This window comes from Streptomyces sp. NPDC107500, from assembly GCF_055582785.1.
In genome coordinates this window covers 361,083-387,276 of the sequence record NZ_JBVJPF010000007.1, presented here as the reverse complement: position 1 = coordinate 387,276, position 26,194 = coordinate 361,083, and the positions used below count along the sequence as shown (strand labels likewise).

The 26,194-nt window shown below is 72.1% G+C and carries 25 protein-coding genes; 15 read left to right on the top strand and 10 right to left on the bottom strand.

The window, feature by feature from the left end:
• Positions 1 to 6: 6 nt before the first annotated feature.
• From ACZ67M_RS28230 to ACZ67M_RS28220, 3 genes are all read right to left on the bottom strand, one after another.
• The gene (locus ACZ67M_RS28230) at positions 7 to 1,029 is read right to left on the bottom strand and encodes a 2-hydroxyacid dehydrogenase (RefSeq protein ID WP_469853582.1); all 1,023 of its coding nucleotides are present in this window, start codon (positions 1,027 to 1,029) and stop codon (positions 7 to 9) included.
• A gap of 16 nt (positions 1,030 to 1,045) precedes the next feature.
• The gene (locus ACZ67M_RS28225) at positions 1,046 to 2,323 is read right to left on the bottom strand and encodes a glucarate dehydratase family protein (RefSeq protein WP_469853399.1); all 1,278 of its coding nucleotides are present in this window, start codon (positions 2,321 to 2,323) and stop codon (positions 1,046 to 1,048) included.
• A 69-nt stretch (positions 2,324 to 2,392) separates the two neighbouring features.
• A complete protein-coding gene (locus tag ACZ67M_RS28220; RefSeq protein WP_469853397.1) occupies positions 2,393 to 3,373 on the bottom strand; it encodes a 2-hydroxyacid dehydrogenase in 981 nt (326 codons plus the stop codon).
• 271 nt (positions 3,374 to 3,644) lie between these two features.
• Here ACZ67M_RS28220 and ACZ67M_RS28215 point away from each other — a divergent pair, with 271 nt between their 5' ends.
• Genes ACZ67M_RS28215 through ACZ67M_RS28190 form a run of 6 tightly spaced genes read left to right on the top strand, consistent with a single transcriptional unit; the run spans position 3,645 to position 9,847 of the window.
• On the top strand, positions 3,645 to 5,174 hold the full coding sequence (locus tag ACZ67M_RS28215; RefSeq protein WP_469853395.1) for an ABC transporter substrate-binding protein: 1,530 nt from the start codon (positions 3,645 to 3,647) through the stop codon (positions 5,172 to 5,174).
• 1 nt (position 5,175) lies between these two features.
• On the top strand, positions 5,176 to 6,105 hold the full coding sequence (locus ACZ67M_RS28210; RefSeq protein WP_469853393.1) for an ABC transporter permease: 930 nt from the start codon (positions 5,176 to 5,178) through the stop codon (positions 6,103 to 6,105).
• 14 nt (positions 6,106 to 6,119) lie between these two features.
• A complete protein-coding gene (locus tag ACZ67M_RS28205; protein WP_469853392.1) occupies positions 6,120 to 7,088 on the top strand; it encodes an ABC transporter permease in 969 nt (322 codons plus the stop codon).
• Positions 7,085 to 8,098: an ABC transporter ATP-binding protein gene (locus tag ACZ67M_RS28200; protein ID WP_385803393.1), complete on the top strand. Its 1,014-nt coding sequence runs from the start codon at positions 7,085 to 7,087 to the stop codon at positions 8,096 to 8,098. The genes ACZ67M_RS28205 and ACZ67M_RS28200 overlap by 4 nt, the downstream gene beginning before the upstream one ends.
• Positions 8,091 to 9,134 carry an ABC transporter ATP-binding protein gene (locus tag ACZ67M_RS28195; RefSeq protein ID WP_392236369.1) on the top strand — a complete coding sequence of 348 codons (1,044 nt, stop codon included), beginning with the start codon at positions 8,091 to 8,093 and terminating at the stop codon, positions 9,132 to 9,134. Before ACZ67M_RS28200 ends, ACZ67M_RS28195 begins: the two co-directional genes overlap by 8 nt.
• Complete coding sequence (locus ACZ67M_RS28190; RefSeq protein ID WP_469853390.1) at positions 9,125 to 9,847, top strand: sulfite exporter TauE/SafE family protein; 723 nt, start codon at positions 9,125 to 9,127, stop codon at positions 9,845 to 9,847. Before ACZ67M_RS28195 ends, ACZ67M_RS28190 begins: the two co-directional genes overlap by 10 nt.
• A gap of 16 nt (positions 9,848 to 9,863) precedes the next feature.
• On the opposite strand, the gene ACZ67M_RS28185 is transcribed toward ACZ67M_RS28190, so the two are convergent.
• The 3 genes from ACZ67M_RS28185 to ACZ67M_RS28175 all read right to left on the bottom strand — a co-directional run bounded on the left by ACZ67M_RS28185 (position 9,864) and on the right by ACZ67M_RS28175 (position 11,514).
• The gene (locus tag ACZ67M_RS28185) at positions 9,864 to 10,208 is read right to left on the bottom strand and encodes a hypothetical protein (RefSeq protein WP_392014508.1); all 345 of its coding nucleotides are present in this window, start codon (positions 10,206 to 10,208) and stop codon (positions 9,864 to 9,866) included.
• A 78-nt stretch (positions 10,209 to 10,286) separates the two neighbouring features.
• A complete protein-coding gene (locus ACZ67M_RS28180) occupies positions 10,287 to 11,141 on the bottom strand; it encodes a glycerophosphodiester phosphodiesterase (protein WP_469853389.1) in 855 nt (284 codons plus the stop codon).
• A 169-nt stretch (positions 11,142 to 11,310) separates the two neighbouring features.
• The gene (locus ACZ67M_RS28175; RefSeq protein WP_385803736.1) at positions 11,311 to 11,514 is read right to left on the bottom strand and encodes a hypothetical protein; all 204 of its coding nucleotides are present in this window, start codon (positions 11,512 to 11,514) and stop codon (positions 11,311 to 11,313) included.
• A gap of 165 nt (positions 11,515 to 11,679) precedes the next feature.
• Between ACZ67M_RS28175 and ACZ67M_RS28170 the strand changes: the two genes are divergently transcribed.
• On the top strand, positions 11,680 to 12,126 hold the full coding sequence (locus ACZ67M_RS28170) for a nuclear transport factor 2 family protein (protein ID WP_361368284.1): 447 nt from the start codon (positions 11,680 to 11,682) through the stop codon (positions 12,124 to 12,126).
• 60 nt (positions 12,127 to 12,186) lie between these two features.
• On the opposite strand, the gene ACZ67M_RS28165 is transcribed toward ACZ67M_RS28170, so the two are convergent.
• Positions 12,187 to 13,029 carry a class I SAM-dependent methyltransferase gene (locus tag ACZ67M_RS28165; protein ID WP_392236375.1) on the bottom strand — a complete coding sequence of 281 codons (843 nt, stop codon included), beginning with the start codon at positions 13,027 to 13,029 and terminating at the stop codon, positions 12,187 to 12,189.
• 129 nt (positions 13,030 to 13,158) lie between these two features.
• Between ACZ67M_RS28165 and ACZ67M_RS28160 the strand changes: the two genes are divergently transcribed.
• On the top strand, positions 13,159 to 13,959 hold the full coding sequence (locus ACZ67M_RS28160; protein WP_469853386.1) for an inositol monophosphatase family protein: 801 nt from the start codon (positions 13,159 to 13,161) through the stop codon (positions 13,957 to 13,959).
• A gap of 42 nt (positions 13,960 to 14,001) precedes the next feature.
• Here the strand turns inward: ACZ67M_RS28160 and ACZ67M_RS28155 are convergent, their stop codons facing one another.
• A complete protein-coding gene (locus ACZ67M_RS28155) occupies positions 14,002 to 15,015 on the bottom strand; it encodes a LacI family DNA-binding transcriptional regulator (protein WP_469853385.1) in 1,014 nt (337 codons plus the stop codon).
• Between the two features lie 256 nt (positions 15,016 to 15,271).
• Between ACZ67M_RS28155 and ACZ67M_RS28150 the strand changes: the two genes are divergently transcribed.
• From ACZ67M_RS28150 to ACZ67M_RS28135, 4 genes are all read left to right on the top strand, one after another.
• Entirely contained in the window at positions 15,272 to 16,582 is a 1,311-nt protein-coding gene (locus ACZ67M_RS28150; RefSeq protein WP_469853384.1) for an ABC transporter substrate-binding protein, read from the top strand.
• Positions 16,583 to 16,678: 96 nt separating this feature from the next.
• Positions 16,679 to 17,620, top strand: coding sequence for a carbohydrate ABC transporter permease (locus ACZ67M_RS28145; protein ID WP_361368269.1), 942 nt, complete (start codon positions 16,679 to 16,681; stop codon positions 17,618 to 17,620).
• Positions 17,621 to 17,632: 12 nt separating this feature from the next.
• On the top strand, positions 17,633 to 18,556 hold the full coding sequence (locus ACZ67M_RS28140; protein ID WP_361368266.1) for a carbohydrate ABC transporter permease: 924 nt from the start codon (positions 17,633 to 17,635) through the stop codon (positions 18,554 to 18,556).
• Positions 18,557 to 18,596: 40 nt separating this feature from the next.
• The gene (locus ACZ67M_RS28135; RefSeq protein ID WP_469853381.1) at positions 18,597 to 20,036 is read left to right on the top strand and encodes a GH1 family beta-glucosidase; all 1,440 of its coding nucleotides are present in this window, start codon (positions 18,597 to 18,599) and stop codon (positions 20,034 to 20,036) included.
• Positions 20,037 to 20,101: 65 nt separating this feature from the next.
• Here ACZ67M_RS28135 and ACZ67M_RS28130 read toward each other — a convergent pair whose 3' ends face one another.
• Together ACZ67M_RS28130 and ACZ67M_RS28125 are read right to left on the bottom strand one after the other, a co-directional pair.
• Positions 20,102 to 21,298 (bottom strand): glycoside hydrolase family 64 protein, encoded by a 1,197-nt coding sequence (locus tag ACZ67M_RS28130; protein WP_392105242.1) that lies wholly within the window; start codon positions 21,296 to 21,298, stop codon positions 20,102 to 20,104.
• A gap of 224 nt (positions 21,299 to 21,522) precedes the next feature.
• The gene (locus ACZ67M_RS28125) at positions 21,523 to 23,160 is read right to left on the bottom strand and encodes an MFS transporter (protein WP_469853380.1); all 1,638 of its coding nucleotides are present in this window, start codon (positions 23,158 to 23,160) and stop codon (positions 21,523 to 21,525) included.
• Between the two features lie 234 nt (positions 23,161 to 23,394).
• On the opposite strand from ACZ67M_RS28125, the gene ACZ67M_RS28120 reads away from it, so the two are divergent.
• From ACZ67M_RS28120 to ACZ67M_RS28110, 3 genes are all read left to right on the top strand, one after another.
• Positions 23,395 to 24,003 (top strand): TetR/AcrR family transcriptional regulator, encoded by a 609-nt coding sequence (locus ACZ67M_RS28120; RefSeq protein ID WP_361368255.1) that lies wholly within the window; start codon positions 23,395 to 23,397, stop codon positions 24,001 to 24,003.
• Positions 24,004 to 24,150: 147 nt separating this feature from the next.
• Positions 24,151 to 25,188, top strand: a complete 1,038-nt coding sequence (locus tag ACZ67M_RS28115; RefSeq protein WP_469853378.1) for a phosphotriesterase family protein — start codon at positions 24,151 to 24,153, stop codon at positions 25,186 to 25,188.
• Positions 25,189 to 25,239: 51 nt separating this feature from the next.
• Positions 25,240 to 26,193: a phosphotriesterase family protein gene (locus ACZ67M_RS28110; RefSeq protein WP_469853377.1), complete on the top strand. Its 954-nt coding sequence runs from the start codon at positions 25,240 to 25,242 to the stop codon at positions 26,191 to 26,193.
• The last annotated feature ends 1 nt before the right edge of the window (position 26,194 follow it).

Sequence of the window (26,194 nt, the reverse complement as noted above, 5' to 3'; positions counted from 1 at the left end):
GGTTTCCTAACGGTTCGGAGAGTCGGTGGAGCGGTCTGCCGGGCGGCCGGGGCCCGGGGCCGCGTCGGCGCCCCGGTGCACGACGCCCGTGAGAGGTTCCCCGCGGCGAAGCCGGCCGATGTTGTCGGCGATCTCCGCCGCACGCGCGGCGAAGGTGTCGGCGGTGTGCCCCGAGTGGTGCGGGGTCATGAGGACGTTGGGCAGTTCGTGGAAGGGCAGCCGGCTCGGCGCCTCGGGCGGGCCGGACCACCACACGTCCAGCGCCGCGCCGCCGATGGTGCCGCCGCGCAGCGCCTCGTAGAGCGCGTCTTCCCGTACGACGGGTCCTCGCGCCACGTTGACCAGCAGCGATCCGGGTCCCATGGCGGCCAGTTCGGCCGCGCCGATCAGACCGCGGGTGGCGGGGCCGAGCGGCACCGTGACCACCACGACGTCGGACTGGGCGAGCAGCTCGGGCAGCCGCTCGTGGCCGCCGACCCAGTCCGGCCGCAGGTCGACGGGGAACGGGGCCGACGGATCGCGCCGCACGGCGCTCACGCGCAGGCCCACCGCCTGGCAGAGCCGGGCGACCTCGGTGCCCGTCTCGCCGAACCCGACGACACCCACCCGGCGGCCCCGCAGCGTGGTACCGAACGGCAGCCCGGGGTCCACGGCCACGTTGCGCCACCGCCCGGCGCGCAGGGCGCGGTCGGCGCCGAGCACGTCGCGGGAGAGCATCAGGACGGACATCAGCACGTGCTCCGCGATGGAGCGGCCGTGGTGGTGGGTGGTGGCGACGGTGACGCCGGGGCCCAGCGCGTTGAGCGCGATGCCGTCGTAGCCCGCGCCGACCACGTGGACCAGGCGCAGCCGGGCGGCCCGGCGGGCGTCCTCGGCCCGCAGCCCGGAGCCGACGAACACCTCCACCTCCGGCATGGCCCCGGAGATCCGCGCCGCGTCCCAGTCGCAGGCGTCGAGCCACTCGTGGCCGCCCTCGGTCCGGGCTTTGAGGGGTTCGTGGAAGCGGCTGAGGATGCGGTGGGCGAGCATGATGCGCACGAGGCGGTCACCACCTGGGGTTCTTGGTCGAGGAGGACGGGTCGACGCGGCGCATGTATCCGGTGTCGTCCCGGTCGCGCAGTCCGCAGTCGAGGTACTGGCGGTGCAGCCGGGCGAGCGCGTCCCGGTCCAGCTCCACGCCCAGGCCGGGGCCCGTGGGCACCGCGAGGGAGCCCTCGGCGAACCGCAGCGGCGTCGGGTCGACCACGTCCTCGTCGGGGCGTTTCCACGGCCAGTGGGTGTCGCACGCGTAGGTGAGCCGCGGTGTGGCCGCCGCGAGGTGGGTCATCGCGGCGAGGCTGATGCCGAGGTGCGAGTTGGAGTGCATGGACAGTCCGAGCCCGAAGGCGTCGCAGATCGCGGAGAGCCGGCCGCAGCGCCGCAGGCCGCCCCAGAAGTGGTGGTCGCAGAGCACGATGCCCACCGCGTCCCGGGCCACGGCCGGCGCCAGGTCGTCGAAGGAGACCACACACATGTTGGTCGCCAGCGGCGTGTCCGTGCGTGCCGCCACCGACCCCATGCCGTCGATCCCGGCCGTCGGGTCCTCCAGGTACTCCAGTACGCCGTCCAGTTCGCGGGCGACGCGCAGCGAGGTCTCCGGGCTCCACACGGCGTTGGGGTCGAGGCGCAGCGGATGGTCCGGGAAGGCGGCGCGCAGCGCCCTGACCGCCTCGATCTCCTCGTCCGGCGGGAAGACTCCGCCCTTGAGCTTGATGGAGGAGAAGCCGTAGGTGTCGATCATCCGGCGGGCCTGCTCGACCAGGCCCGCCGGATCGAGCGCCGCGCCCCACTCGTCGTCCTCCTGGCCGGGGTGTCCGGCCCACTTGTAGAAGAGGTACGCGCTGTAGGGGACCGCCGGGCGTACGGCGCCGCCCAGCAGGTCGCTGACCGGCCGGCCCGCGAGCTTGCCCTGGATGTCCAGGCACGCGACGTCGAAGGGCGACACGACCCGGTCCACGGCGCTGCTGCCGGTGACCATCCCGGCCATGCCGTCGCCGCCCGCGGTGTCGGTGCCCAGCGCCCGGGTGGTGCGGGCGATCAGGTCGTTGAGGCTCCAGACCTCCATGCCGCCCAGTTCACCGGCGGTGCGGCGGAGCCGTTCCAGGTGCAGGGTGCCGCCGTAGGTCTCCCCGACGCCGCTGACGCCGCTCTCCGTGGTGATCTCCACGACGGTGCGCAGGGCGTAGGGCTCGTGCACACCCACCGAGTTGAGCAGGGGAGGGTCGCGGAAGGCCACGGGGGTCACGGTGACGTCGACGATGCGTTCGGAGGTGCCTGCCCGCATACCATCCTCATATGTAGTCGTCGTTCGCATGTGTGGACAACTAGTTGTAGGCACGGCCGCACGGCCCTGTCAATGGGCCGGCCGGTCCGGGACCGGTGTCAGGAGGGTGCCCTCGGTCATGAACCGCTGGAGGTTGCGCAGCGCCAGGTCGCCCATGGCCGCCCGGGTCTCGTGGGTGGCGCTGGCGATGTGGGGGAGCAGCACCACCCGGTCCGACGCCAGCAGCGCCGCCGGCACGTGGGGCTCGTCGGCGAAGACGTCCAGCGCGGCCCCCGCGATCCGGCCCTCCGTCACCGCCGCCACGAGCGCCGGTTCGTCGACCACGCTGCCCCGGGCGACGTTGACCAGGTACCCCGCGGGCCCGAGCGCGTCCAGGACCTTCGCCGAGACCAGGCCCCGGGTGCCCCGGCCCCCGGCGACGGTGACGACGAGCGCGTCGCACGCCTCGGCCAGCGCCTCGGCGCTGGGCAGATGGCGGTGGGTGACGCCGGGCACCGGCGTGCGCGTGCAGTACGCGAGGTCCGCGCCGAAGCCCTCCAGCCGGCGGGCGACTGCCCGGCCGATCCGGCCGAGACCCAGGATGCCGACCCGCTTCCCGCTCACCCGGTCCGCCAGTGGGAAGGGCGCTGCCGTCCAGGCCCCCGCGCGGACGTACCGGTCGGCCGCCGACAGGCGCCGCACGACGTCGATCAGCGCACCGACGGCGAGGTCCGCCACGCAGTCGGTGAGCACGTCCGGGGTGTTGCTCACGTCGATGCCCCGGGCGCGGGCGCGCACCACGTCGGTGGTCTCGTGGCCGACGCCGAAGTGGACGATGGCCCCGAGGCGCGGCAACGCGTCCATCAGCGCGTTGCCCACCCCGGTCCGCGAGCTCGTCACCGCGGCCGCCACCTCGCCGCCGTGCGCGCGCAAGTACGCGCCGGGGTCCGGGAGTTCGAAGAGGCGGACCGTGCGGAACCGCTCGCCGAGCGCACTCTCCAGGGCGGGGAGCAGCGGGGACACCTGGAGGACGGTGTCCGGGGCGCTGGGGTGGGTGGGGGAATTCGGCAAGGGACGCTCCCGTCGGGTGGGGTGCCGGGACGCGGGCCGCTCGGAGAATGTCCGATCCTCCGCATGTCTTGACGCTGCCTCGGCACCGGTTTAGCTTCGCGTTCACAGATGCAGACCGAGTACGCAAGTGTAGACAGTCGTGGAGGTCCGCCCCACACCCCCGAGTTCGGAACGTGACACATCAGCACTTCCCCGGAGACACGCGACGATGAAGTCCTCCGTTTCATCCACCCGGAGCCCCGCACCGCGGCGGCCCCGCACGAAGAGCGCGATGCTGCTGGCGGGCGTCGTGCTCCTGTCCAGCGGGTGCGCAGTGGCAGGCAGCGCGGGCGGCGACACCGGCCGCGCCGACGGCCGCACCCTGCGGGTGGTGCTCACCCAGGAACCGCCGACCCTGGAACCCTGCGAGGCATCACTGACCGGCACCGGCGTGGTGGTCCGGTCCAACATCACCGAACCGCTGGTGGAACGGGATCCCACCTCCGGTGACCTGAACCCCCTGCTGGCGACCGGCTGGAAGCAGACCGCCCCCCGCACCTGGACCTTCGGCATCCGCTCCGGGGTGACCTTCCAGAACGGCGCGCCCTTCACCGCCGAGGACGCCGCCTTCTCCATCGACCGGGCGGTCAACTCCGACCTCGCCTGCAACGTCGAGGGCTACGTCTTCGGCGACGACGACCTCGAAGTGGAGGCGGTGGACGACGGCAGACTGACCGTCACCACCGAACGGCCGGACCCCATCCTGCCGCTGCGCCTCAGCTTCGTGGAGGTGGTGCCCCGCACGACCGACCCGAAGGCCAAGGTCCGCGTCCCGGTCGGCACCGGCCCCTACACGGTGGCGTCCTGGAAGCCCGGGGCGGCCATCTCCCTCGACCGCAACGACCGCTACTGGGGCGAGGCCCCCGCCTTCGCACGGGCCCGCTACGTCTGGCGCAGCGACGCCAGTGTCCGCGCCGCCATGATCGACAAGGGCGAGGCGGAGATCGCCGTGGCACTCGACCCGATGGAGGCGGAGAAGGACACGACGGCCGCCTATCCCAACAACGAGACGACCGCGCTGCGGCTGGACGGCCGCGAGGCCCCGCTCGACGACATCCGGGTGCGCCGGGCGATCGACCTGGCCGTGGACCGCGAGGGCATCGTCGACGCGCTCCTCGGCTCACTCGCCGAACCGGCCGGCCAACTCGTGCCGCCCGGCGTGGTGGGTCACAACGACGCGATCGAACCGACCCGGCAGAACGTCACCCGGGCCCGCGCCCTGGTCCGCGAGGCGGCGGCCGACGGAGTGCCCACCGACCGCCGGATCACCCTGGTCGCCCGCAACGGCATGTTCTCAGGGGTGTCGGAGACGGCCGAGGCCCTCCAGTACCAGATGCAGCAGATCGGGCTGAACGTGAAGGTGCGCATGGCCGACACCGCAACCCACCTCCAGTACCAGCTCCGCCCGCTGCCCGAGGACGTCGGCCCCATCGCCCTGCTGATCATGCACGGCAACCAGGCGGGTGACGCGGGCTTCACCACCAGCCAGTACCTGCTCGGCGACGGCCCCCAGTCCACGTTCGGCACCGAGGCGCTGGACGAACGCGTCGCCGACGCCGGCGCCCTGTCCGGCGCCGCACGGCAGAAGGCCTTCGCCGACCTGCTCGCCGAGCAGAACGAGAGCGTCGTCCAGTACGCCCATCTCGCCCACATGAGCGGCCTGCTCGGCCTGTCCCGGTCGATCCGCTACCGACCCGACTCCGCCACCGGAGACGAACTGCGGCTGGCCGAGGTCCGCCCGGCCGAGGGGGCGAAGCACTGACATGATCCCGTTCCTGCGCAAACGCGTCCTCTCCAGCGCCGTCCCCCTGGTCTGCGTCGTCCTCGGCGTGTTCTTCCTGGCCCGGATGACCGGCAACCCCGTCGACCTCTACCTCCCCCTGAGCGCCACCCCCGAGCAGCGCGCGGAGTTCTCCGCCGCGCAGGGCTTCGACCTGTCCATCCCCACGCAACTGTGGAACTACCTCGTCGACGCAGCCCACTTCGACTTCGGCACCTCCCTGCGGACGGGGCAGCCGGCCGGCTCGATGGTCCTCGACGCCTTCCCCGTCACCCTGCAACTCGCCGGTGTCACCATGCTGCTGGCCCTCACCGGAGCCGTCCTGGTCGGCAGCCTCGCGGCCTACCGCCCCAACTCCCTGATCGACCGGGTCGCCAGCCTGCTCTCCATGACGGCCGCCAGCATCCCCGACTTCTGGTTCGCCGTCATGGGCGTCCTGGTCTTCGGCGTGAGCCTCGGCCTGCTCCCGACCTCCGGCACGCTCGGCGGCCCCGAGATCTGGGTGCTGCCCATCGTGACGCTGCTCATCCGCCCCTTCGGCGTCCTGGTCCAGGTGGTCCGCGGCAGCATGGTCACCGCGCTGTCCGCGCCCTATGTCAAGATCGCCCGGAGCAAGGGAGCCACGCCCCGGCGCGTCGTCTTCGGCCACGCCCTGCGCAACGCCGTGACGCCCGTACTGACCGTGGCCGGCGACCTGGCGGTGGGCCTGGTCAACGGGGCCGTCATCGTCGAGACGATCTTCGGCTGGCCCGGAATCGGCAAGCTCATGATCGACTCCATCCTCCAGCGCGACTTCGCGGTCCTCCAGGCGGCCGTGCTGATGACCGCCGTGACGATCTTCGCGCTGAACATCCTCGTCGACGTCTGCCACGCGCTGACCGACCCCCGAGTGCGTCAGGCGGTGCCGGCGTGAGCGAAGGAAGCACCATGACCCAGGCAGAGACCGACGCCGCCGCCGGCACGGACGAGAGCCCCTCGGCCCGCGACCACCGGCCCAGCCGCTGGCGGATGCTGGGCCGGGACCGGGCCGCGGCCGTCGGCGCCGTCGTCCTCACCCTGGTCGCCATCGTGGCCCTCTTCGGCCGGCTGTTCATCGGCGACCGCGCCCAACGCCAGGACCTCGACGCCTCACTGCGGCCACCGTCCCTGAGCGACGGCGTGTACGGGCTGCTCGGCACCGACGTCCTCGGCCGCAGCATGGTGGCCCGGCTGATCGAGGCCGCGGCGACCACCCTGTCCGTCGCCGTCCCCGCCGTCGTGTGCTCCCTCGCGATCGGCTCCGCCCTCGGCCTGTGGGCCGGATACCACGGAGGCCGCCGCGAGAGCGTCGCCATGCGGGTCGCCGACGTGATCCTCAGCTTCCCCTCCCTGCTGATCGCGGTGGTGGTGCTGTACGTCTTCTCGCCCAGCGCGCTCAACCTCGTGCTGATCCTGGTCGTGACCCGCATCCCGGTGTACCTGCGCACCGCGCGGGCGGAGGCGGCGGAACTGCGCAGCCGGCTGTTCGTCGACGCCGCCCGGACCTTCGGCACCCCCAGCCACCTGATCATCTACCGGCACGTCCTGCCGATCGCCCTGCCCACGCTGCTGACCGTGGCCACCCTCGACTTCTGCTTCGTGATGCTCACCGAGTCGTCGCTGAGTTTCCTCGGCATCGGAATCCAGCCCCCGGACGTCAGTTGGGGCCTCATGGTGGCCCAGGGCCGGCAGTACCTCCAGACCGCCTGGTGGATCACCGTGCTGCCCGGCCTCGCCATCGTCCTGACGACCGTCTCCGCGACGGTGCTCGCCGCCTGGGCCCGCATCGCCACCGACCCGGCCCAGCGCTGGCGGCTGACGCTCCCCAGGAAGCGCCGCCCCGTCCAGGCCCCCGTACCGCCGGAGATGATCCCGTGACGACCACCGCCAGTGCCGCACCGACCGGCACCCGCACCCCCGCCCTCGACGTCGAGGGCCTGTGCGTGGACCTGACCACACCCACGGGGACCGTACGAGCCGTCGACGGCGTCAGCTTCAGCGTCCACCGCGGCCGCACCCTGGCCCTGCTGGGCGAGTCCGGCTGCGGCAAGTCCATGACCGCCCTCTCCGTCGTCGGACTGCTGGACCCGGCGGCGGAGGTGACCGGCGGAGCCGTACGCGTCCGGGGCGACGACACGCTCCGCATGAGCCCCGCGGAACGCCGCAGGCTGGCCGGCCCCGTCCTCTCCATCGTCTTCCAGGACGCCCTCACCGCCCTCAACCCGGTGCAGCCCGTGGGCCGTCAGATCGGCGAACCCTTCCGCATCCATCAGAAGCTCTCCCGCCGCCAGGCGCGGGAGAAGGCGATCGAGCTGATGACCCGGGTGGGCATCCCCGAACCGAGGGAGCGGGCCCGGTCCTACCCCCACCAGTTCTCCGGCGGCATGCGGCAGCGGCTGCTCATCGCGATGGCCGTCGCCCTCGCGCCCGACGTGCTCATCGCCGACGAACCCACCACGGCCCTCGACGTGACCGTGCAGGCCCAGATCATGCGGCTGCTGCGCGACCTCCAGGACGAACGGGACATGGCCGTCGTCCTGATCACCCACGACCTCGCCGTGGTCGCCCAGCGCGCCGACGACGTGGTCGTGATGTACGCGGGCACGGTCGTGGAGAACGGACCCGTGCGCGACGTCTTCGCCGCACCCCGCCACCCCTACACGCGGGGCCTGCTCGACTCGGTGCCCGAGGACAGCGTGCGCGGACGCCCGCTGCCCGCCGTCCCCGGCAGCCCGCCCGAACTGAGCGCGGTGCCCTCCGGCTGCGTCTTCCAGGCCCGCTGCCCGCTGGTACGGGAGCGCTGCGTCCGGGAGCGGCCGTCCCTGCGCCCGTCCGGCGACGGCCGTGCGGCCGCCTGCCACTTCTCCGAGGAGCTCGACCGTGCCTGACTCCCGCGCCACCACCGCCACGCCCGGGCCCGTCCCGCAGGAGGCCGCGCCGCTGCTGGAGGTACGAGGGGTCACCAAGACCTTCGGCGGCGGACGGCGCCGGCTGACCGCACTGGACGGGGTGGACGTACGGATCGGCCGGGGCCAGACCCTCGGACTCGTCGGCGAGTCGGGGTGCGGCAAGTCCACCCTGGCCAGGGTGCTGCTCGGACTGGAGCGCCCGGACGCGGGCACCGTCCGGTTCGACGGCACCGATCCCTTCGCCCTGCGCGGCAGGGAACTGCTGGCCTGGCGGCGCCGGGTGCAGATGGTCTTCCAGGACCCGTTCGCCTCGCTCAACGCGCGCATGTCGGCGGCCGACCTGATCGGCGAACCCTGGCGCACCCACCGGGACGTGCTCCCGGACGCCAAGGCCCGGGAGCGGCGGATCCGCGAACTGCTCTCCCTGGTCGGACTGCGGGCGAGCGACGCGCACCGCTACCCCAACGAATTCTCCGGGGGACAGCGCCAGCGCATCGGGATCGCACGCGCGCTGGCCCTGGACCCCGACCTCATCGTGTGCGACGAACCCGTCTCCGCGCTCGACCTGTCGGTGCAGGCGCAGGTCCTGAACGTACTCTCCGACCTGCGGACCCGCCTCGGCGTCACCTACGTGTTCATCTCCCACGACCTCTCCGTGGTGCGCTACATCTCCGACCGGGTGTCGGTGATGTACCTGGGCAAGGTCGTCGAACACGGGGACACGGACGACGTCTTCGAGAACCCGCAGCACCCCTACACGGCCGCGCTGATGTCGGCGGCGCCCGCCCTCGACCCCGGCCGCGACGCCCGCCGCCGGGAGATCCAGCTCCGGGGCGAGATCCCCTCGCCCTTCGACATCCCCTCCGGCTGCCGCTTCCGTACCCGGTGCGGGCGGGCCGAGGACCGGTGCGCGACCGGGGCCCCACCCGTCGTGACCCGGGACACGGCCGACGGGGCCGAACCCCACACGGCCCTGTGCCACTTCCCCCTGGAGGCGGCGACGACGTGGGCCTGACCGGCCCGGAGTTCGTCCTGCTCTCGGTCACGGTGGGGCTCGGCGCCCTCCTCCAGGTCTCCGTCGGCTTCGGCCTCGGCATGATCGCCGCACCGGTCTTCTCCCTCGTGGACCCCGAGCTGGCCCCCACGGCGGTCCTGCTGCTCGCCACCGGCGTCACCGCCGCGGTGCTCGTGCGCGAGCGCGGCCGGGCCGACCTGCGCGGCTGCGGCTGGGCGCTGGCCGGCCGGCTGCCGGGCGTCCTGGCCGGCGCCCTGCTCGTGGTGGCCCTCCCAGCCCGCCACCTCGCCCTGCTCGTCGCCGCGGTGGTCCTCGCCGGCGCCACGGTGAGCGTGGCGGGCTACGTGCCGCGGCAGCGGCGCTCCTCGGTGGTCCTGGCCGGGATGGCCTCGGGCCTGATGGGCACGGCGACCTCGATCGGCGGGCCGCCCATGGCGATGGTGTGGCAGCGGCTCGGCGGACCGGAACTGCGCGCCACGATGAGCGCGTTCTTCCTCGCCGGTTCCCTGATGAGCCTCGCCGCGCTGACGGCGGCCGGCGCGGTCGGCGCACACGCGCTGCGCGGCACCGCCCTGCTCACCCCCGCCGCCGTGGCCGGCGTACTGCTCGCGGGGCCGCTGACCCGGCGGCTGAACGTCCGGCGCACCCGCGCGGCGGCCACGGCACTCGCGGTCGCGGGTGCCGTGCTCCTCGTCCTCCAGCAGTTCGTCTGACCGTCGCGCCGTTCCGCTACGTGCGCAGCAGTCGCTGGGTGATCTCCCGGTACTGCCTCAGCGCGACCCGGAGTTCCTCCGCAGCCGAGCCGGGGTCCCGGTCCTGCCAGCTCTCGTGCAGGACCCGGCGCCGCTCCGCCAGCGCCTGTGCGAGATGGGCGACGGCCTCGTCGTAGGCACCCTCCGCCTCTTGCAGCGCTTCGCGCGGAGTGTCCGCGAAGCTGTTGATCGCCATGCGGAGGCGGGCCAGGACCGCGTCCCGCTCGTCCGGCGGCACGAGCGCGTCCGGTGCCGTGGAGTGGTGCTCGGGGCGGTGCGGGGGCTGGTTCGACGGCTGCTGTGCGCGTGTCTGGTCGTACATCGTCGTGTGCCGCTTTCGTGGGTTGCTCGGGTCACCGGATTCCCCGGAGGGGCACGGCCCTGCCCAGCACCCCACCGGTCAGCGCTGGGTGAGGGTCTGGGGGTAGTCGGTGATGATGCCGTCGACGCCGAGTCCGGTCATCTTGCGGATGGCGCCGGGTTCGTCGACGGTCCAGACGTTGATGTCCATGCCGAGTTGGTGGACGCGGTCGACGAGGGTCTGGTCGGTGACGGTGTGCTGGGGGTTGATCTGGTCGGCCCACCCGCTGAGTTGCTGGAGTTCGGTGTCGGTGGGGCGGTCGGCGTCGAGGATGCCGATGGGTATGTCGGGGAGGCGGGTGTGGAATTGGCGGGCGTCGTCGGTCTGGAAGGACTGGACGGCGAGTTGGTGGCGGGCGAGGGCGCGGCGGAGGTAGGCGGGTTTGGTGTGGAGGTGGTCGGCGAGGTCGGTGGCGATGTCGGTGTAGTGGCCGCAGGGGCTGATTTCGGCGAGGAGTCCGGTGCGGGTGTGGTCGATGTGGCGGATGACGTCGTCGACGGTGATGAGGGGTTCGCCGGTGTATTTCTTGTGGAACCAGGTGCCTGCGTCGAGGCGGCGGAGTTCGTTCCAGGTGAAGTCGGAGACGCGGTAGCGGGGGCGGTCGGGGTAGAGGTCTTCGATGTTGGTGGTGCGTTCCATGGTGCAGTCGTGGAAGTTGACGAGTTTGCCGTCTTTGGTTTGCTGGACGTCGATTTCGACGAAGTCGGCGCGTTGGGTGATGGCGAGGTCGATGGCGGCGGCGGTGTTCTCGGGTGCCATGCCGGAGGAGCCGCGGTGGGCGATGGCGTCGGGGTCGGCGGGTGCGGCGTGTGCGGTGGTCGTCGTCAGGGCCAGGGCCAGACCGCTCAGCACGGCCACGACGGCACCGGCGTGCCTCTTGCTCGCATGCTTCACTGCAACCTCCCGCGTTGGATGACTCCCTGGAGGCTGGCGGAGCACGGTTACGGGAACCCTGCCGACGGCTGGCGCCGCCGGGATCGACCGGTGGAGCGCGACGCCGAATCGCTCAATCGCGGCGGAAGGGCGGCGAACGCGCGCATTCGCCGCCCTTCCGGCCGGAACGTCACCCGCCGAGGATGCCCGCGGGCAGCAGCGAACGCGGTGAGGTGGCGGGGTGCCCCACCTCCAGCGTTCCGAGGAGACCGCTCAGGAGCGGAGCACCGGGCACCCCGGCGGACGGGTCCGGCGCGGGGGCGGCCACGGCGGCGGGGGCCGACCCCAGGACAGCGGCGGCCAGGACGGAGACACAGACGAGTTTCTTGATCATGTGCGCCCCAACGAACGGCGGCCCGGGGGGAAACGCTCGCGATAGGCCGACTGGCCCAGTGCCGTTACCCGAGAGGTAATCGACCGCCCCCCGTTCCGCCCGGCAGGATCGGACACGTCGGCGGGAACCCCCGCCGGACCGGAACACCGCCGCGAGGAGAACACGATGTCCGTCGAGCACACCGCAGGCGCGGGGGAGCAGGTCACCGAGGCCACCCGGAGCGTCGTGAGCGACTTCCTGGCCGCGCGGGTGGCGGGGGACACCGGGCGGCTGATCGAGCTGTTCGCCGACGAGGTCGACTGGCGGCTCGCCGAGAACCCCGCCGTCCCCTGGATCCGGCCCCGCTCCACGGGTGCGGAATGCGCGGCGCAGTTCACCGAGTTGATGGAGCACACCGTGCCCGAGGACGCGCGGGCCTCGGTCGACACCTTCCTCGTCGACGGCGCGGACGCCGTGCTGATGGGCCACGTGTCGGGGACGGTACGCGCGACGGGACGGAGCTTCGAGGGACCGTTCGCCCTGCGCCTGACCGTCGAGGACGGCCGGATCACCCGGCACCACCTCTACGAGAACAGCCTGTCGATCGCCGAGGCGTGCACCCCGGCCGGCTGAGGGAGCGGACGTTGGTGAGGAACGGACGGCGGGAGCGCCGGGGGCCGCCCTCGGCCGTGGTCACGTCGCGTCGCGCGGCCAGACGAACACCTCGGTGCCCGGTTGGCGCTCGGAGAACCGGCCCGAGGGCGAGACCTCCCGCAGCAGCCCGCGCAGCTCCGCCTCGAAGGCGTCCAGGCGATCGCCGAACAGGTGCGGCGCCGAGAACGACATGGAGAACACCCCGGCGACGACGTCGTCCCCCGTACGTACCAACGCCTGCCCGCCGAGCACCACATGACGGTACGGGCCGGCGAACCCCGCCCCGGCCAGCACCGCCGCCTCACCGGACGGCGTTCCCGCGGGCAGCACCCCGCGCCCGGCCCGGCGGACCGGCCCCAGCCAGTGCCGGACCAGCTCCCCGATCGCCGCGTACGGAACCGCCGGGTACGGCAACCCCGCAACGCTCGTCGTCCCGCCCTTGAGATCCGAGATGTGCACCAGGGCGCCGCCCGGCCGGAGGATGCCCCTGACGCTCGCGGCCACCTGCTCACGATCCATCCAGTGGAAGGACTGCGCCAGGGTCGCGACCGTGAAGTCACCGATTCCCGGGGGGAGTTCCTCGGCGCGGGCCCGCACCCATCGCACCCTCCCGCGCACGCCCCGGGCCGCGGCCTCCCGTTCGGCCTCGGCGACCATTCCGGGATCCGGGTCCACGCCGACGACCTCGGAGAACAGCGGCACGAGACTCAGGGCAACCGTCCCCGGCCCGCACCCCAGATCGATCAGCCGGCCTTGCCCGTCGAGGCACAGCACCTCGGCGAGCAGGTCCACCAGCCCGGGGGCGTAGGGAAGCCGTCCGCGCCGGTAGTGGGCGGCGGTACCCGCGAAGAGGGTGTCGTCCCACTCCCACCCGACTGCCATGACCACCACCGCTCGTCGATGCCCGATTCCGGTCGGTCACCGCTGGTGGATGCACCCCAACGGCTCGCTCGCCGCCGACGCTACCCGGCACGCGGCGTCGTGGCGGCCCGCCTCGATAGTCTGCGCGACGTGATCGACTCATACGAAGGATCCGACGATGCGGCCGTCGCGACAGCGGGGGCGCTGGCCGGCGCGGACGTGGTCCGCAACCTGTACGGCCGACGGCTCAACCGCATCGACAAGGGCGCCGGGGACTTCGCCACCGACGCCGACGTGGAGGCCGAGAAGGCGATCCTCGGCGTGATCCGTGCCCGACGGCCCGACGACGCGGTGCTCGGAGAGGAAGGCGGGCTGCGGGGCAACGGCGACGCGGTGCGCCAGTGGCTGGTGGACCCCCTGTGCGGCACGCTGAACTACGCCGCCGGCACCATGCTGGTGGCCGTCAACGTGGCCCTGCGCGACGGGGCGGCAGCGGTGGCCGACCCGTTCAGCGGCGAGGCCTTCGTCACCGACGGGGAGACCGCCCTGGTGCGGCGTGACGGAGCCGGCGACGCACCGCTGACGCCCACGTCCGCGAGCCGGCTGGTGGACGTCAACCTGGATCCGCCGTTTCCGAGCGCGCCGGGATTCCGGGCCGTGGATCTGCTCGCCCACCCCGAGTTCGTCGGCCGCTTCCGGCCGCGCGTCGTCTCCTCGACCCTGGCACTGGCCTGGGTCGCGGCGGGCAGGCGCGCCGCCTACGTCACCGATGGCGGCGACCTCTCCCGGAGCGTGCACTTCGCGGCGGGCATCGCCCTGTGCCGGGCCGCCGGCTGCACCGTCACCGGGATCGACGGCGCCCCGATCGGTGAGGCGGGCCGCGGTCTCGTGGTCGCCGCGGACGCCGGGACCCACGAACTGCTGATGTCGATGACGCGCGGCCGAGGTTAGGCCGACTCGCGCACCACGGTCACAACGACTCGCGCACCACGGTCAGGACGACTCGCGCACCACCAGCTCCGTCGGAAGCGTCAACTGCTGCCGTGGCGCGCCGTGCCGGGTGATGCCGGTGAGGATGCGGGCCATGGTCCGACCCAGCTCCTCCACCGGCTGGCGCACCGTCGTGAGCGGTGGGTCCGTGTGCCGGGCGAGGACGGAGTCCTCGAATCCGACCACGGCGACATCGCCGGGTACCCGCCGCCCGTGCCGGCGGAGTTCGGCCAGGGCGCCGACCGCCATGAGGTCCGAGGCCGCGAAGACGGCGTCCAGGTCGGGGGCGCGTTCAAGAAGCAAACGCATCGCGCGCGCCCCGCCCTCCTCGGTGAAGTCGCCCGCCTCCACCAGGACTTCCGCGGCGGGCACCCCCGCCTCCAGGTGCGCGTCCCGCCAGCCCGCGAGCCGGCTGCGGCCGACGTCCATGTCCAGCGGCCCGGTGATGGTCGCGATCCGCTCCCGCCCGCCGCTCAGCAGGTGCCGCACCGCCGCGCCGGCCCCGCCGGCGTTGTCCGCGTTCACGTAGCTCAGCCGCTCGCCCGCGTCCCGGCGGCCGGCCAGGACGGTGGGCAGGCCCATCTCCTCCAGCATGCCGGGCAGCCGGTCCTCGGAGTGCACCGAGACCAGGAGGACGCCGTCGACCCGGCGGGCCGCGACCGACTCGGTCAGCTGGTCCCGCTCCGCCTGGTCGCGGACGAGCATCAGCTGGAGCTGCGTCCGGCTCTCGGCCAGAGCGCCGCTGACGCCGCGGATCAGCGCGGCGAAGAACGGTTCCGAGCCGAGCCTGCTCTCGGACTCCGGGATCACCAGGGCCACGGCGTCGGTGCGGTTGGTGACGAGCCCGCGGGCCACGGAGTTGGGAACGTAGTTCAGTTCCTTGATCGCAGCGAGGACCCTGGCGCGGGCGTCGGCGCTCACCAGCTCCGAGCCGTTGACGACGCGGGAGACGGTGGTGCGGCCCACGCCGGCGCGGGCGGCGACCGTTTTGATCGTGGGACGGCGGTTGCCGGTCATGCACTCCCCCCTCGGCGGCCGCGGCGGACGTGCCGGCCGCGGAGGTGACCTGCGGCAATTCTTGCAGACCCGGTCGCCGTCGGCGCACCCCCCGGCGGCCGGGAGGCCCGTTCCCGGACCGGGAAGGGGAGCGAGTTGCTTTCAAGTCATTGACATATGGGCGCGCTCCCACGAGTCTTCGATGCGCCGGTGGGAACGTGCCCACCAAAATTGGGCACGTTCCCACCTTGTCTGAGCCGTCGCTAGGAGGAGATCCATGGGCACTCTCGGTTCGTTGCGCGGGAAGGCGGTGGCGACGGTCGCGGCCGTCGGCGCGCTGGCGCTCGTCGTCGGATGCAGCAGCGGCGACGACTCCGTCACCGGTGGCGGTGAGAAGGACGGCAAGACCGTCATCACCATGGGCCTGTACGGGGTGATGGGCATCAAGGAGACGGGCCTCCTGGAGCAGTACGAGAAGGAGAACCCGGACGTCGACATCAAGGCCGAGATCGCCGGCGACGAGCAGACGTACTACACCGCGCTCCAGACCAGGCTCGCCGCCGGCAAGGGGCTGAAGGACATCCAGGGCATCGAGATCGGCCGGGCCAAGGAGATCACCGAGACCCAGGCGGACAAGTTCGCGGACTTCTCCGGGACTTCGGGCACCGAGCACTTCCTGCCCTGGAAGGAGTCCCAGATCAGCACCGGGGACGGCAAGGTGCTGGGACTGGGCACGGACATCGGCCCGATGGCCGTCTGCTACCGCAAGGACTACTTCGAGCAGGCGGGCCTGCCCACCGACCGCGAGGAGGTCGCCAAGCTGTGGGAGGGCGACTGGGCGAAGTACGTCGAGGTCGGCCGCGACTTCAAGAAGGGCTTCAAGGGTGACGACGTCGCCTACATGGACGCGGCCAGCGGCCTGTTCAACGCCATGGTCTACGGCTACCCCGAGCAGTACTACGACGACAAGGGCGAGCTGATCTACGACACGAACCCGGCCGTCAAGGAGGCGTGGGGTCTGGCCGCCGACGCGGCGGAGGACGGCCTGACGGCCAAGCTCCGTCAGTTCCAGCCGGGTTGGGACCCCGGTCTGGCCAACGGCACGTTCGCCACGGCGGTCTGCCCAGCGTGGATGCTCAGCCACATCAGCGAGAAAGCCGGCGCGGCGAACAAGGGCAAGTGGGACGTGGCCAAGGCCCCCAAGGGCGCGAACTGGGGCGGATCCTTCCTCGGCGTGGTCGAGCAGAGCCCGGTGAAGGAGGAGGCGCAGAAGCTCGTCGCCTGGCTGACCGCGCCCGAGCAGCAGGCCCACATCTTCAAGGAGATCGGCAACATCCCGTCCTCGCGCACCGCGCTGGAGAGCGCCGACGTGAAGAACGCCAAGTCCGCCTACTTCAGCGACGCGCCGATCGGGCAGATCTTCGGTGCCGCCGCCCAGGAGATCCCGGACAAGCAGGTCCTCGGCCGCAAGGACGGCACGATCAAGGACACCTTCTCCCAGGGCCTCACCCTGATCGAGCAGCAGGGCACCGCCCGTGACGAGGCGTGGAAGACCACCGCGGAGCGCATCGAGAAGGCGGTCGGCTGACCTTCCGCCCCGCCCCGCGGCCGTCCGGGCCCGCCCGCGTCACTCCGGCGGGCCCGGCGCACGGTCGCACACCTCCGAACTCAGGAAGGAATCCCGGTGGCCACCTCCACCACCAAGGCCCCGGCGCGGCGCGGCGCGCTCCTGCACCGGCTGGACATCAAGGGCGCCCCGTACGTCTTCGTCGCGCCGTTCTTCGTGGTCTTCGCCGCGTTCAGCTTCTACCCCCTCGTCTACACCTCGTGGATCTCCCTGCACGACGTGGAGCTGGCCACCCTCGATGTCATGGAGTGGGTGGCGTTCGACAACTACGTCGACCTGTGGGGTGACTCCAGGTTCTGGAACGCGCTGCAGAACACGATCACCATCGGCGTCATCTCCACGGTGCCGCAGCTGATGATGGCGCTCGGGCTGGCGCACCTGCTCAACTACCGGATGCGCGCCTCGCTGTTCTTCCGGGTCGCCTCGCTCGTCCCCTACGCCACCTCGGTCGCGGCGGCCGCCCTCGTCTTCACCATGATCTTCGAGCGCGACTTCGGCATGATCAACTGGGCGCTGGGCTCGGTCGGCATCGACCCGGTGGACTGGGAGGCCGACAAGTGGCCCGCCCAGGTCGCGATCTCCACCATCGTGATCTGGCGCTGGACCGGCTACAACGCGCTGCTCTACCTGGCGGCCATGCAGGCCATCCCCGCCGACCGGTACGAGGCGGCCTCGCTCGACGGGGCTTCGCGCTGGCAGCAGTTCACCCACGTCACCGTGCCCGGGATCCGCTCCACCATCGTCTTCACCATCGTGCTCTCCACGATCGGCGCCACCCAGCTGTTCGGTGAGCCGCTCATCTTCGGGCAGGGGCCCAACGGGGTCACCGGCGGCGCGGACAACCAGTACCAGACGCTGGGCCTCCTGCTGTACGAGGAGGGCTGGAAGAACTACCAGATGGGCCGCTCGGCGACCGTCGCCTGGGCGATGTTCCTGCTGCTCGTCCTCGTCTTCGTCGTGCAGCGCCTGACCAAGCGCCTGCGCTCCCGTACGTCCTGACCTGGAGTCGCCATGACCACACAGAGCCTCCCGGCCCGGACGGACAGCCCGGACCGCACCCCCGCCGCCCGGGCGGGCAGCCCCGGCGGGCGCCGGCTGCTGCGCCAGCGGGCGGGCCGCCAGCATCACGCCGGGCCCCTCGCCTACGTCCTGCTCGCCGTCATGGCGGTGCTGTCGATCTTCCCGCTGTACTGGACGATGGTCGCCGCCTCCACCGACAACACGCGGGTCAGCCAGACGCCGCCGCCGTTCCTGCCCGGCCCGAACCTGTTCAGCAACCTCGCCCGCGCCTGGGACGAGGCGGCGATGGGCAAGGCGATGGTCAACAGCCTGATCGTGGCCGGGGTGATCGCCCTGTCCACGGTGATGTTCGCGACGCTCGCCGGGTTCGCCTTCGCCAAACTGCGGTTCAAGGGGCGCAACGCCCTGCTCATGCTGGTGATCGGCACCATGCTGGTGCCGCCGCAGCTCGGCGTCGTACCGCTGTTCATGATGATGGCCGAGCTGGGCTGGTCGCAGCAGCTGCCCGCCGTCATCTTCCCCACCCTGGTCAGCGCGGTCGGTGTCTTCTTCATGCGGCAGTACCTCTCGGAGGCGCTGCCGGACGAACTCGTCGAGGCCGGACGGGTGGACGGGGCGCACTCGCTGCGGATCTTCTGGAGCATCGTGCTGCCGGTCGCCCGGCCCGCGATGGCGGTCCTGTTCATGATCACGTTCGTGCACGCGTGGAACGACTTCTTCTGGCCGTTCGTGGTCCTCGACATGACCAACCCGACGGTGCCCGTCGCGCTCACCCAGCTCAGCGCCGGCTACGTCCGCGACCAGTCGCTGATCATGGCGGGCGCACTGCTCGGCACGCTGCCGCTGCTGGCCATGTTCATCGTCTTCGGCCGTCAGATCGTCAGCGGCATCATGGCGGGCGCGGTCAAGGGCTGACCCGCCGCCTCGCGAACATCCCCATCCAGAAAGGACTTACGTGGTCACCGCAGCACACCAGACCGGTTCCGGCCCGGACGCCTCCCGTACCTTCCCCAAGGGTTTCCTCTGGGGTTCCGCCACCGCCTCCTACCAGGTCGAGGGGGCCGCCGCGGAGGACGGCCGCACGCCGTCCATCTGGGACACCTACGCCCGTACCCCCGGCCGCGTCCGCAACGGCGACACCGGTGACGTCGCCACCGACCACTACCACCGCAGTGCCGAGGACGTCGCCCTGATGGCCGAACTCGGCCTGGGCGCCTACCGGTTCTCCCTCGCCTGGCCCCGGATCCAGCCCACCGGGCGCGGTCCGGCCGTGCAGCGGGGCCTGGACTTCTACCGGCGGCTCGTCGACGACCTCCTGGAGAAGGGCATCGAGCCCGTCGCCACCCTCTACCACTGGGACCTGCCGCAGGAACTGGAGGACGCCGGCGGCTGGCCCGAGCGGGCCACCGCCGAGCGGTTCGCCGAGTACGCGGCCCTCGCCGCGGACGCCCTCGGTGACCGGGTGAAGACCTGGACCACCCTCAACGAGCCCTGGTGCAGCGCCTTCCTCGGCTACGGCTCCGGCGTGCACGCCCCCGGCCGCACCGACCCCGTGGCCGCCCTGCGCGCCGCCCACCACCTCAACCTGGGGCACGGCCTGGCCGTCCAGGCGCTGCGCGACCGCCTCCGCGCCGACGCCCGCTGCTCGGTCACCCTCAACATCCACCACGTCCGCCCGCTCACCGGCACCGACGGGGACGCCGACGCGGTCCGCCGGATCGACGCCCTCGCCAACCGGGTCTTCACCGGCCCCATGCTCCAGGGCGCCTACCCGGAGGACCTGCTCAAGGACACCGCCGGGCTGACCGACTGGTCCTTCGTCCAGGACGGCGACCTGCGGCAGATCCACCAGCGGCTGGACTTCCTCGGCGTCAACTACTACACCCCCACCGTCGTCTCCGAGACCGACGGCAGCGGCACCCACAGCTCCGACGGGCACGGCAACAGCTCCCACAGCCCGTGGCCGGGAGCCGACCGGGTCGCCTTCCACCAGCCGCCCGGCGACCGGACCGCGATGGGCTGGGCCGTCGACCCCACCGGGCTGTACGACCTGCTGCGCCGGCTGGCCGCCGACTTCCCGGCGCTGCCGCTGGTCATCACCGAGAACGGCGCCGCGTTCGACGACTACGCCGACCCTGCCGGCCAGGTCAACGACCCCGCCCGGATCGCCTATGTGCGGGGCCACCTCGCCGCCGTCCACCAGGCCATCCTGGACGGCGCGGACGTCCGCGGCTACTTCCTCTGGTCGCTGCTGGACAACTTCGAGTGGGCGCACGGCTACAGCAAGCGCTTCGGTGCCGTCTACGTCGACTACCCGACCGGCACCCGCATCCCGAAGGCGAGCGCCCGCTGGTACTCCGAGATCGCCCGCACCGGAGTCCTGCCCGGCACCTGACCGCGTGCCGCCCCCGCCCTGCCGCGCGAGCGGAGGACGGGGGCGGACCGGGGCCGGGCGCCTGGTCAGTTGAGCGGGTCGAGGGTGAGCTGGGCCTGGACCGGATTGCCGTCGTGCACCAGGGACTCGTGGTTGCCGACGTCGTCGAAGGCGAAGGCGTACGCCTTTCCGTCCGCCATCCGGTCGTGGATGATCCGGGCGTAGTGGTTGGTGACGGAGTCCTTGTAGAAGTTCGCCGCCGAGGGGTCGGGCTGGTTGGGGTTGCTCAGCAGCGTCGAACGGTTGAACCCGGCGCACAGCGTGCGCGAGATCGGCCCGCGCACCAGGTCGTTGGGCGCGTCCAGGAGCCGGTGGCAGCCGAAGACGCTGGAGGCGTCCGGCTTCTGGAAGCTGGTGACGACCGTGCCGGAGCCGTTGGTGAAGTTCATGACGTTGCCGGAGACGCGCCCGAAGTACTTGGTGTTCGGCTGGTCGCCGAACGGCGTGACGGTCAGCGTGCTCGTCGAGTACTTCTGCCAGACCCGGTTGATGTAGTCGTTCAGCACGGATGCGGGCAGCGCCCCGGTCTCCAGCCCGTACAGCGGCGACAGCGCCCGCAGCACGGTGCCGTCGGGCCGGGTCTGGATCAGCCCGCCCCAGCCGGACTGCGCCCGCAGCGCGTTGAACACCGCGTTGTAGCCGCCGGCCTTGAGCTTCCCGGCGCTGGTCACACTCCCGTCGCCGCGCTGCACGCCGACCGTGTAGGGCGCGGAGAACATGTCGACCTGCGTGCTGTTGAGCCAGATCCCGGCGTCGTTGAGCGTGTACTCGGACCAGTTGAAGAGGATGTTGCGGTTCGGGTCGCTCGGGTTCTGCACGGCCGGCTGCACCAGACCGCCCGTCGTCAGCCGGAAGTCGAGCTTCTGGCCGTACGAGAAGTAGATGCGCCCCGACAGCTTGGGGATCCGGATCGTCTTGGTCTGCCCGGCGGCCGGTCCGGGGATGGACGCGTCCGGTGCGGGGGTGGGCGGATTGCCGCCGGCGGGCCAGGCGTGGAAGGTGCCGTTGGCGTCGGCCCAGCCCTGCTGACCGGTCGTCAGAGAGGTGCCGAGGGTGTAGATGTGCACGGCTTCGCCGCGGCTGGAGTTGTTGGTGATCTTCAGGGGGATGGTGGCGGGCACCGCGGCGTCCGCGGGTGCCGAGGCACCGAACGTGAGCAGGGTGCCGGCCAGGCCCGCTGCCGTGGCCACGGCGAGCAGACGGCGTCTGATTCTTGAGAGCACTCTCCACCTCCGTGCGGGTGTGGGGGAATTGGTCCGTACCGATTCTGAGAGCGCTCTCAGCGTTGCGCCGGGACGCGTGCATGTCAATGCGCGGGGCGGGATGCCGCGAAGTCACGCGGCTCGGTGGGGAGGGGGCGGGGCGGGCACCGGCCGTGGCGCACCGGTGCCCGCCGGGGGCATTGCGCGGCTCGCGCGGGAAAGGGCGGCCCCCGCTGCCCCCGGTGCTATTCGGCGAGCGCCGATTCCGGGCTGCCGTCGTGCCGCGGGGGCGCCGGGACGGACTCCTCGTCCTTGGAGGTGCGGTGGGCGGCGAGTCCGGTCATGCCGAAGGCGGTCAGAGCCGCGGCGACGGCGGCCGCGACCCCGCACACCAGGAACGCCGTCCCGAAGCCGCTGCCCAGGGCGTCCAGCGCCAGGCCGTGTGCCGCGGATCCCGGAGTGCCCGGCGGCAGGCTGTTCACGGCGATGGGCCCCGCGGACTCGGCGACGGCCCGCGCCGCCGCCTCCTCGCCGGCCGGCAGGTCCGCCCCCGCGAGGCCGGTGGCGAAGGCCGGCCCGGCGTTGCTGAGGGCGACCGCGCCGACCACCACGGGCCCGAGGGCGAAGCCCAGGTCGCGCAGCATGTTGGTGGTGGCGCTGGCCATCCCCGCCAGGCGGCGCGGCACGCTGTCGAGTGCCACGGCCGTCACCGAGCTGACCGTCAGCGCGAAACCGACGCCGATCAGCAGGGCGGGCGCCACGAACGCGCCGAGCCGCGGGTCGGTCACGTCCAGCCGGGCGCACAGCAGGCAGCCGGCCGCCATCAGCACGAACCCCGAGGTGAGCAGCCGGGACGCGGCGACCCGGTGCAGGAGTCGCGAGATCACCGGGATGAGCAGGAAGGCCGGACCCTGGAGGAGCAGGAACGGGATCGCGACCCGGATCGGGTCCTGATGCTGCACCGGGCCCAGCCACATGCTCGTCGCGAAGCAGGCGCCGAGGAAGGCCAGCATGCCGATCACCGCGACGACGGACGACACGGCGAACGCCCGGTTGCGGAACAGCCGCAGGTCGAGAATCGGGGCCTCGGCGCCAAGTTCCACCAGCACGAACGCTGCGAGGAAGCACGCGCCCAGGGTGAAGGCGAGCATGACGGGCAGCGTGGCCCACCCCGACTCGGGCCCCTCGACGGCGCCGTACAGCACCAGGACGAGGCCGACCGCGAAGGTGATCTGCCCGGGTACGTCGAGCCTGCGGCCCTCCGGTGCCTTCGACTCCTTGGCGAGGGCCAGGGTGAGCACCGCGCTGGCGAGGGCGAGTCCGACGAGGACCCAGAACGAACCGCGCCAGGACCCGAGCTTGGCGAACATGCCGCCGAGCAGCGGCGAGACCGCGGCGCCCGCGGACAGGAACCCGCTCCAGACCGCCACCGCGTGCGCCCGCTCCCGCGCGGTGCGGGTGACGGCCGTGATCGCGGTGAGCGAGCCGGGGAACATGGCTCCGGCGCCCAGGCCGTTCAGGGCGGCGCCGGCCCAGAGCACCTGGACGGTCGGCGCGAGGGCGGCCACGGTGCTGCCCGCGGCGACCAGGAGCGTGCCCGCGACGACGAGCCGGCGCCGGCCGAACAGGTCACCGAGGACGCCGAAGGTGAACTCGAAGCAGACCACGGCGATCATGAAGGCGGCGGTGATCCACGTGAGCTGCGACCCGTGGGTGTGGAGGTCCTCCTGGAGCAGTCCGTTCAGCGAGGCCGGCAGGGCGTTCGCGACCTGGGCCACGAAGACCGCGCCGCAGGCGGCAGCCAGTGTTCCCGCGTAGCCCGGTGTCCGGGCGGCCCCCGCGGCGGGGCCCGGGGACGTCGTCGTCCCGTTGTTGAGCGTCATTGCCGATCTCCCTGGCTGGGAAGGGCGGGCGTCCCCGGGGAAGGCCGGAGGCCCGGAAGGAGCGTGGAAGGTGCCGGCCGGCGTACGCGGTGGGGGAGAGGGGCACGACGCGAGGCGGGCGTGATGCCGTGGAGAATGACACTCGCTTTACGGTGCGTCAAGGGTGTATACGGAACGTCCTACGTTAAGTCGGCCTGTATGCCGGACCTGGGCGCGCGCGATAGGATCCGGCCCATGGCGAACCTTCGTGAGGCGCAGAAGCGGATGACCCGCCGCCTGCTGCTGGAGTCGGGACTCGAACTCTTCAAGGCGAAGGGGTACGCCGCCACCACGGTCGACGACATCGCGACCGCCGCCGGCACCACGCGGGTGACCTTCTACGCCTACTTCCCGTCCCGCGGTGAACTGATGAAGGCGCTCATCGACGAGCAGCTCAACGAGGAGTTGCAGCGCGTCCGGTCTCCCGAGCACGGCTCCACCGCGCGGGACCTGGTCGCCACCGTCGCCGAGGGCACGCCGGAGGCGATCACGGCGTGGCTGCGGCGGACCACCGACGCCTGGCCGGCCATCCGGCCGATCATCCGCCTCGGCCGCGACGCCGCGGTGATCGAACCGGACCTCACCGACCTGGTCGAGCGGTGGATGGAGGAGGCCGTCGGCGACATCGAGGACGGCCTCACGCTGGCCGGACGCTTCGAACCGCACCAGCGCCACTTCCGCGGTGTGCTGGCCATGGCCCAGCTCGACTACGTCGCCCAGAACTGGGACCGGGTCGACTGGAAGCTCACCGACGGCCAGATGCTCGACGAGCTGAGTGCCGGCTGGGTGTCCCTGCTGACCTGACCCTCCTCCCGACCGAAGGCGCCGTCGTCCGCGACGGCGCCTTTTCGCATGCCCGGAACCGTGCCGACGGGGCGGACCGCCCTCTCGTAATGCGCACCGTTCGTTGTCTTTTCCTCATGTCCAATTGATTGACGCTATGTAAAGCGAATGGCTAGTGTGCGTGTCATCCACCGGGTGCAGCGCACCCCCACCGGTCACGTGAGGGCAGGCATGAGCGTCGAGAACAACACCGTGAACACCGTCCTGGGCCCGGTGCCGGCCGAGGAGCTGGGCGTCGTCTCGGTCCACGAGGCGCTGCTGTCGGTGGTGCCCGGCGCCGAGTACGCCTTCGACGTCACCCTCGACCGCGCGGAGATCTTCGAGACCCTCGCCGCCCGCCTGAAGGACTTCCGCGCACACGGCGGGGGCACGGTCGTCGACAGCACCGGCATGTTCCACGGCCGGGACGTCCGGCTGTACGAGGCCCTGGCCCGGACCACCGGGGTGCACATCGTCGCCTCGACGGGGCAGGGCCCGGAGGAGATGCTCGGCGGCTACTTCCTCACCCCCCAGACCAACCCGCCGACGCCCTGGCCCGCCGACCGGTTCGCCGACCTCTTCACCAAGGAGGTCACCGAGGGCATGGTCGTTCCCCGTGTGGAGCGCCGCGGCCCCGCGGGACTGGTGGCCACCACCGCGACCCGTACGGGCATGACCGCCACCGACGAGAGCCTGTTCCGCGGCGCGGCGCGCACCGCCCTGCGCACCGGCGTCGCGCTCTCCGTCCGCCACGGGAGCGACGCCGTCCACGACCTCGGCGTCGTCCTGGACGAGCGGCTCCCCGCCGACCGCGTCGTCGTCGGCGGACTCGACCGCAGGGACGCCGTCGCCGCCGGCGCACCCCTGGAGATCGCCCGCCGGGGGGCCTACGCCGCACTCGACCACGTCGGCGTGGCGGACCGGGACCACATCACCGACGCCGAGCGCGCCGTCCTGGTCGCCGACCTCGTGCGGGCGGGGCTCGGCGGCCGGGTCCTGCTCTCCAGCGGCGCGACCGGCGTGGCGAAGGGCCACCCCGGCAACGACCTGCCGTACAGCAACGTGCTGACCACGTTCGTCCCGTTGCTGAGGAAGCAGGGTCTCAGCGACGAGGAGACCCGGCGGATCCTCGTGGACAACCCGCGCGAGCTGCTGTCGGTGCGCTGACCGCGCCGCCGCCGACGACCATCAAGTCTCTTTCTCTCAAAGGTGAGTGTTGTGTCGAGAGTGAACACGGTCCTCGGGCCGGTCCCCGCCGAGGAGCTGCGTGTCGTGGCCGTCCACGAACACGTCGGCTACGGCATGCCCGGGTCCGAACTGGACACCAAGTGGTGGAAGACCCCCGAGCAGCGGTACGAGGAGACCGTCCCGAAGCTGCGCAGGTTCCACGAGTACGGCGGCGGCACGTTCGTCGACGCGACCGGCATCTGCAACGGCCGCGACGTCGACTACTACAAGTCGCTCTCCGCGAAGACCGGCGTGCACATCGTGGCCTGCACCGGATTCGTCGGCGGCGACACCGCGCTGCCGCACTTCGCGGGCGCCGACGTGGACTACCTGATGCGGCAGTTCGTGCACGAGATCACCGTCGGCATCGGCGACACCGGCAGCCTCGCCGGCGTCATCAAGGTCGGCGTGAGCCGCGGCGGCCGGATGACGGACCTGGACAAGCGGATCTACCGGGCCGCGGCCCGCGCCGCCCTCACCACGGGCGTACCGATCCTCACCCACCTCGCGATCGACGCGGAGAACGCCGTCGCGATCTTCGAGGAGGAGGGCCTGCCCCTGCACCGCGTGCTGTTCGGGCACGTCGACGACGGCGTCAACGCCGACAAGACGCGCGACCTGTGGATCGCGGAGCAGGGCGGCCGCGTCGGCTTCGACACCTTCGGCTACGAGACCGAACTGCCGGACCCGCCGTTCTGGGCCCGTCCCCGCCAGGAACGGCTGGACCACTTCCTCCGGTTCATCGGCGACGGCCGGCTGGGGCAGGTCCTCGCCTCGGCCGACGCCAACTGCAGCCCGCTGGGCTGGCCGGGCGTGAAGGGCCACACCGTCAACTACATCTTCGAGGACCTCGTGCCGGACCTCCGGGCCGCCGGCCTCGACGAGGCGGCGATCCGGACGATCTTCGTCGACAACCCGGCCGACTTCCTGACCCTCCAGAAATAGC

What these genes read in the sequence shown, in the direction of transcription:
- ACZ67M_RS28125 (WP_469853380.1), bottom strand. Translation starts at nt 23,160, where the DNA reads ATGACGCTCAACAACGGGACGACGACGTCCCCGGGCCCCGCCGCGGGG.
- ACZ67M_RS28165 (WP_392236375.1), bottom strand. Translation starts at nt 13,029, where the DNA reads ATGGCAGTCGGGTGGGAGTGGGACGACACCCTCTTCGCGGGTACCGCC.
- ACZ67M_RS28170 (WP_361368284.1), top strand. Translation starts at nt 11,680, where the DNA reads ATGTCCGTCGAGCACACCGCAGGCGCGGGGGAGCAGGTCACCGAGGCC.
- ACZ67M_RS28155 (WP_469853385.1), bottom strand. Translation starts at nt 15,015, where the DNA reads ATGACCGGCAACCGCCGTCCCACGATCAAAACGGTCGCCGCCCGCGCC.
- ACZ67M_RS28185 (WP_392014508.1), bottom strand. Translation starts at nt 10,208, where the DNA reads ATGTACGACCAGACACGCGCACAGCAGCCGTCGAACCAGCCCCCGCAC.
- ACZ67M_RS28175 (WP_385803736.1), bottom strand. Translation starts at nt 11,514, where the DNA reads ATGATCAAGAAACTCGTCTGTGTCTCCGTCCTGGCCGCCGCTGTCCTG.
- ACZ67M_RS28150 (WP_469853384.1), top strand. Translation starts at nt 15,272, where the DNA reads ATGGGCACTCTCGGTTCGTTGCGCGGGAAGGCGGTGGCGACGGTCGCG.
- ACZ67M_RS28140 (WP_361368266.1), top strand. Translation starts at nt 17,633, where the DNA reads ATGACCACACAGAGCCTCCCGGCCCGGACGGACAGCCCGGACCGCACC.
- ACZ67M_RS28215 (WP_469853395.1), top strand. Translation starts at nt 3,645, where the DNA reads ATGCTGCTGGCGGGCGTCGTGCTCCTGTCCAGCGGGTGCGCAGTGGCA.
- ACZ67M_RS28210 (WP_469853393.1), top strand. Translation starts at nt 5,176, where the DNA reads ATGATCCCGTTCCTGCGCAAACGCGTCCTCTCCAGCGCCGTCCCCCTG.
- ACZ67M_RS28225 (WP_469853399.1), bottom strand. Translation starts at nt 2,323, where the DNA reads ATGCGGGCAGGCACCTCCGAACGCATCGTCGACGTCACCGTGACCCCC.
- ACZ67M_RS28120 (WP_361368255.1), top strand. Translation starts at nt 23,395, where the DNA reads ATGGCGAACCTTCGTGAGGCGCAGAAGCGGATGACCCGCCGCCTGCTG.
- ACZ67M_RS28230 (WP_469853582.1), bottom strand. Translation starts at nt 1,029, where the DNA reads ATGCTCGCCCACCGCATCCTCAGCCGCTTCCACGAACCCCTCAAAGCC.
- ACZ67M_RS28115 (WP_469853378.1), top strand. Translation starts at nt 24,151, where the DNA reads ATGGCTAGTGTGCGTGTCATCCACCGGGTGCAGCGCACCCCCACCGGT.
- ACZ67M_RS28205 (WP_469853392.1), top strand. Translation starts at nt 6,120, where the DNA reads ATGACCCAGGCAGAGACCGACGCCGCCGCCGGCACGGACGAGAGCCCC.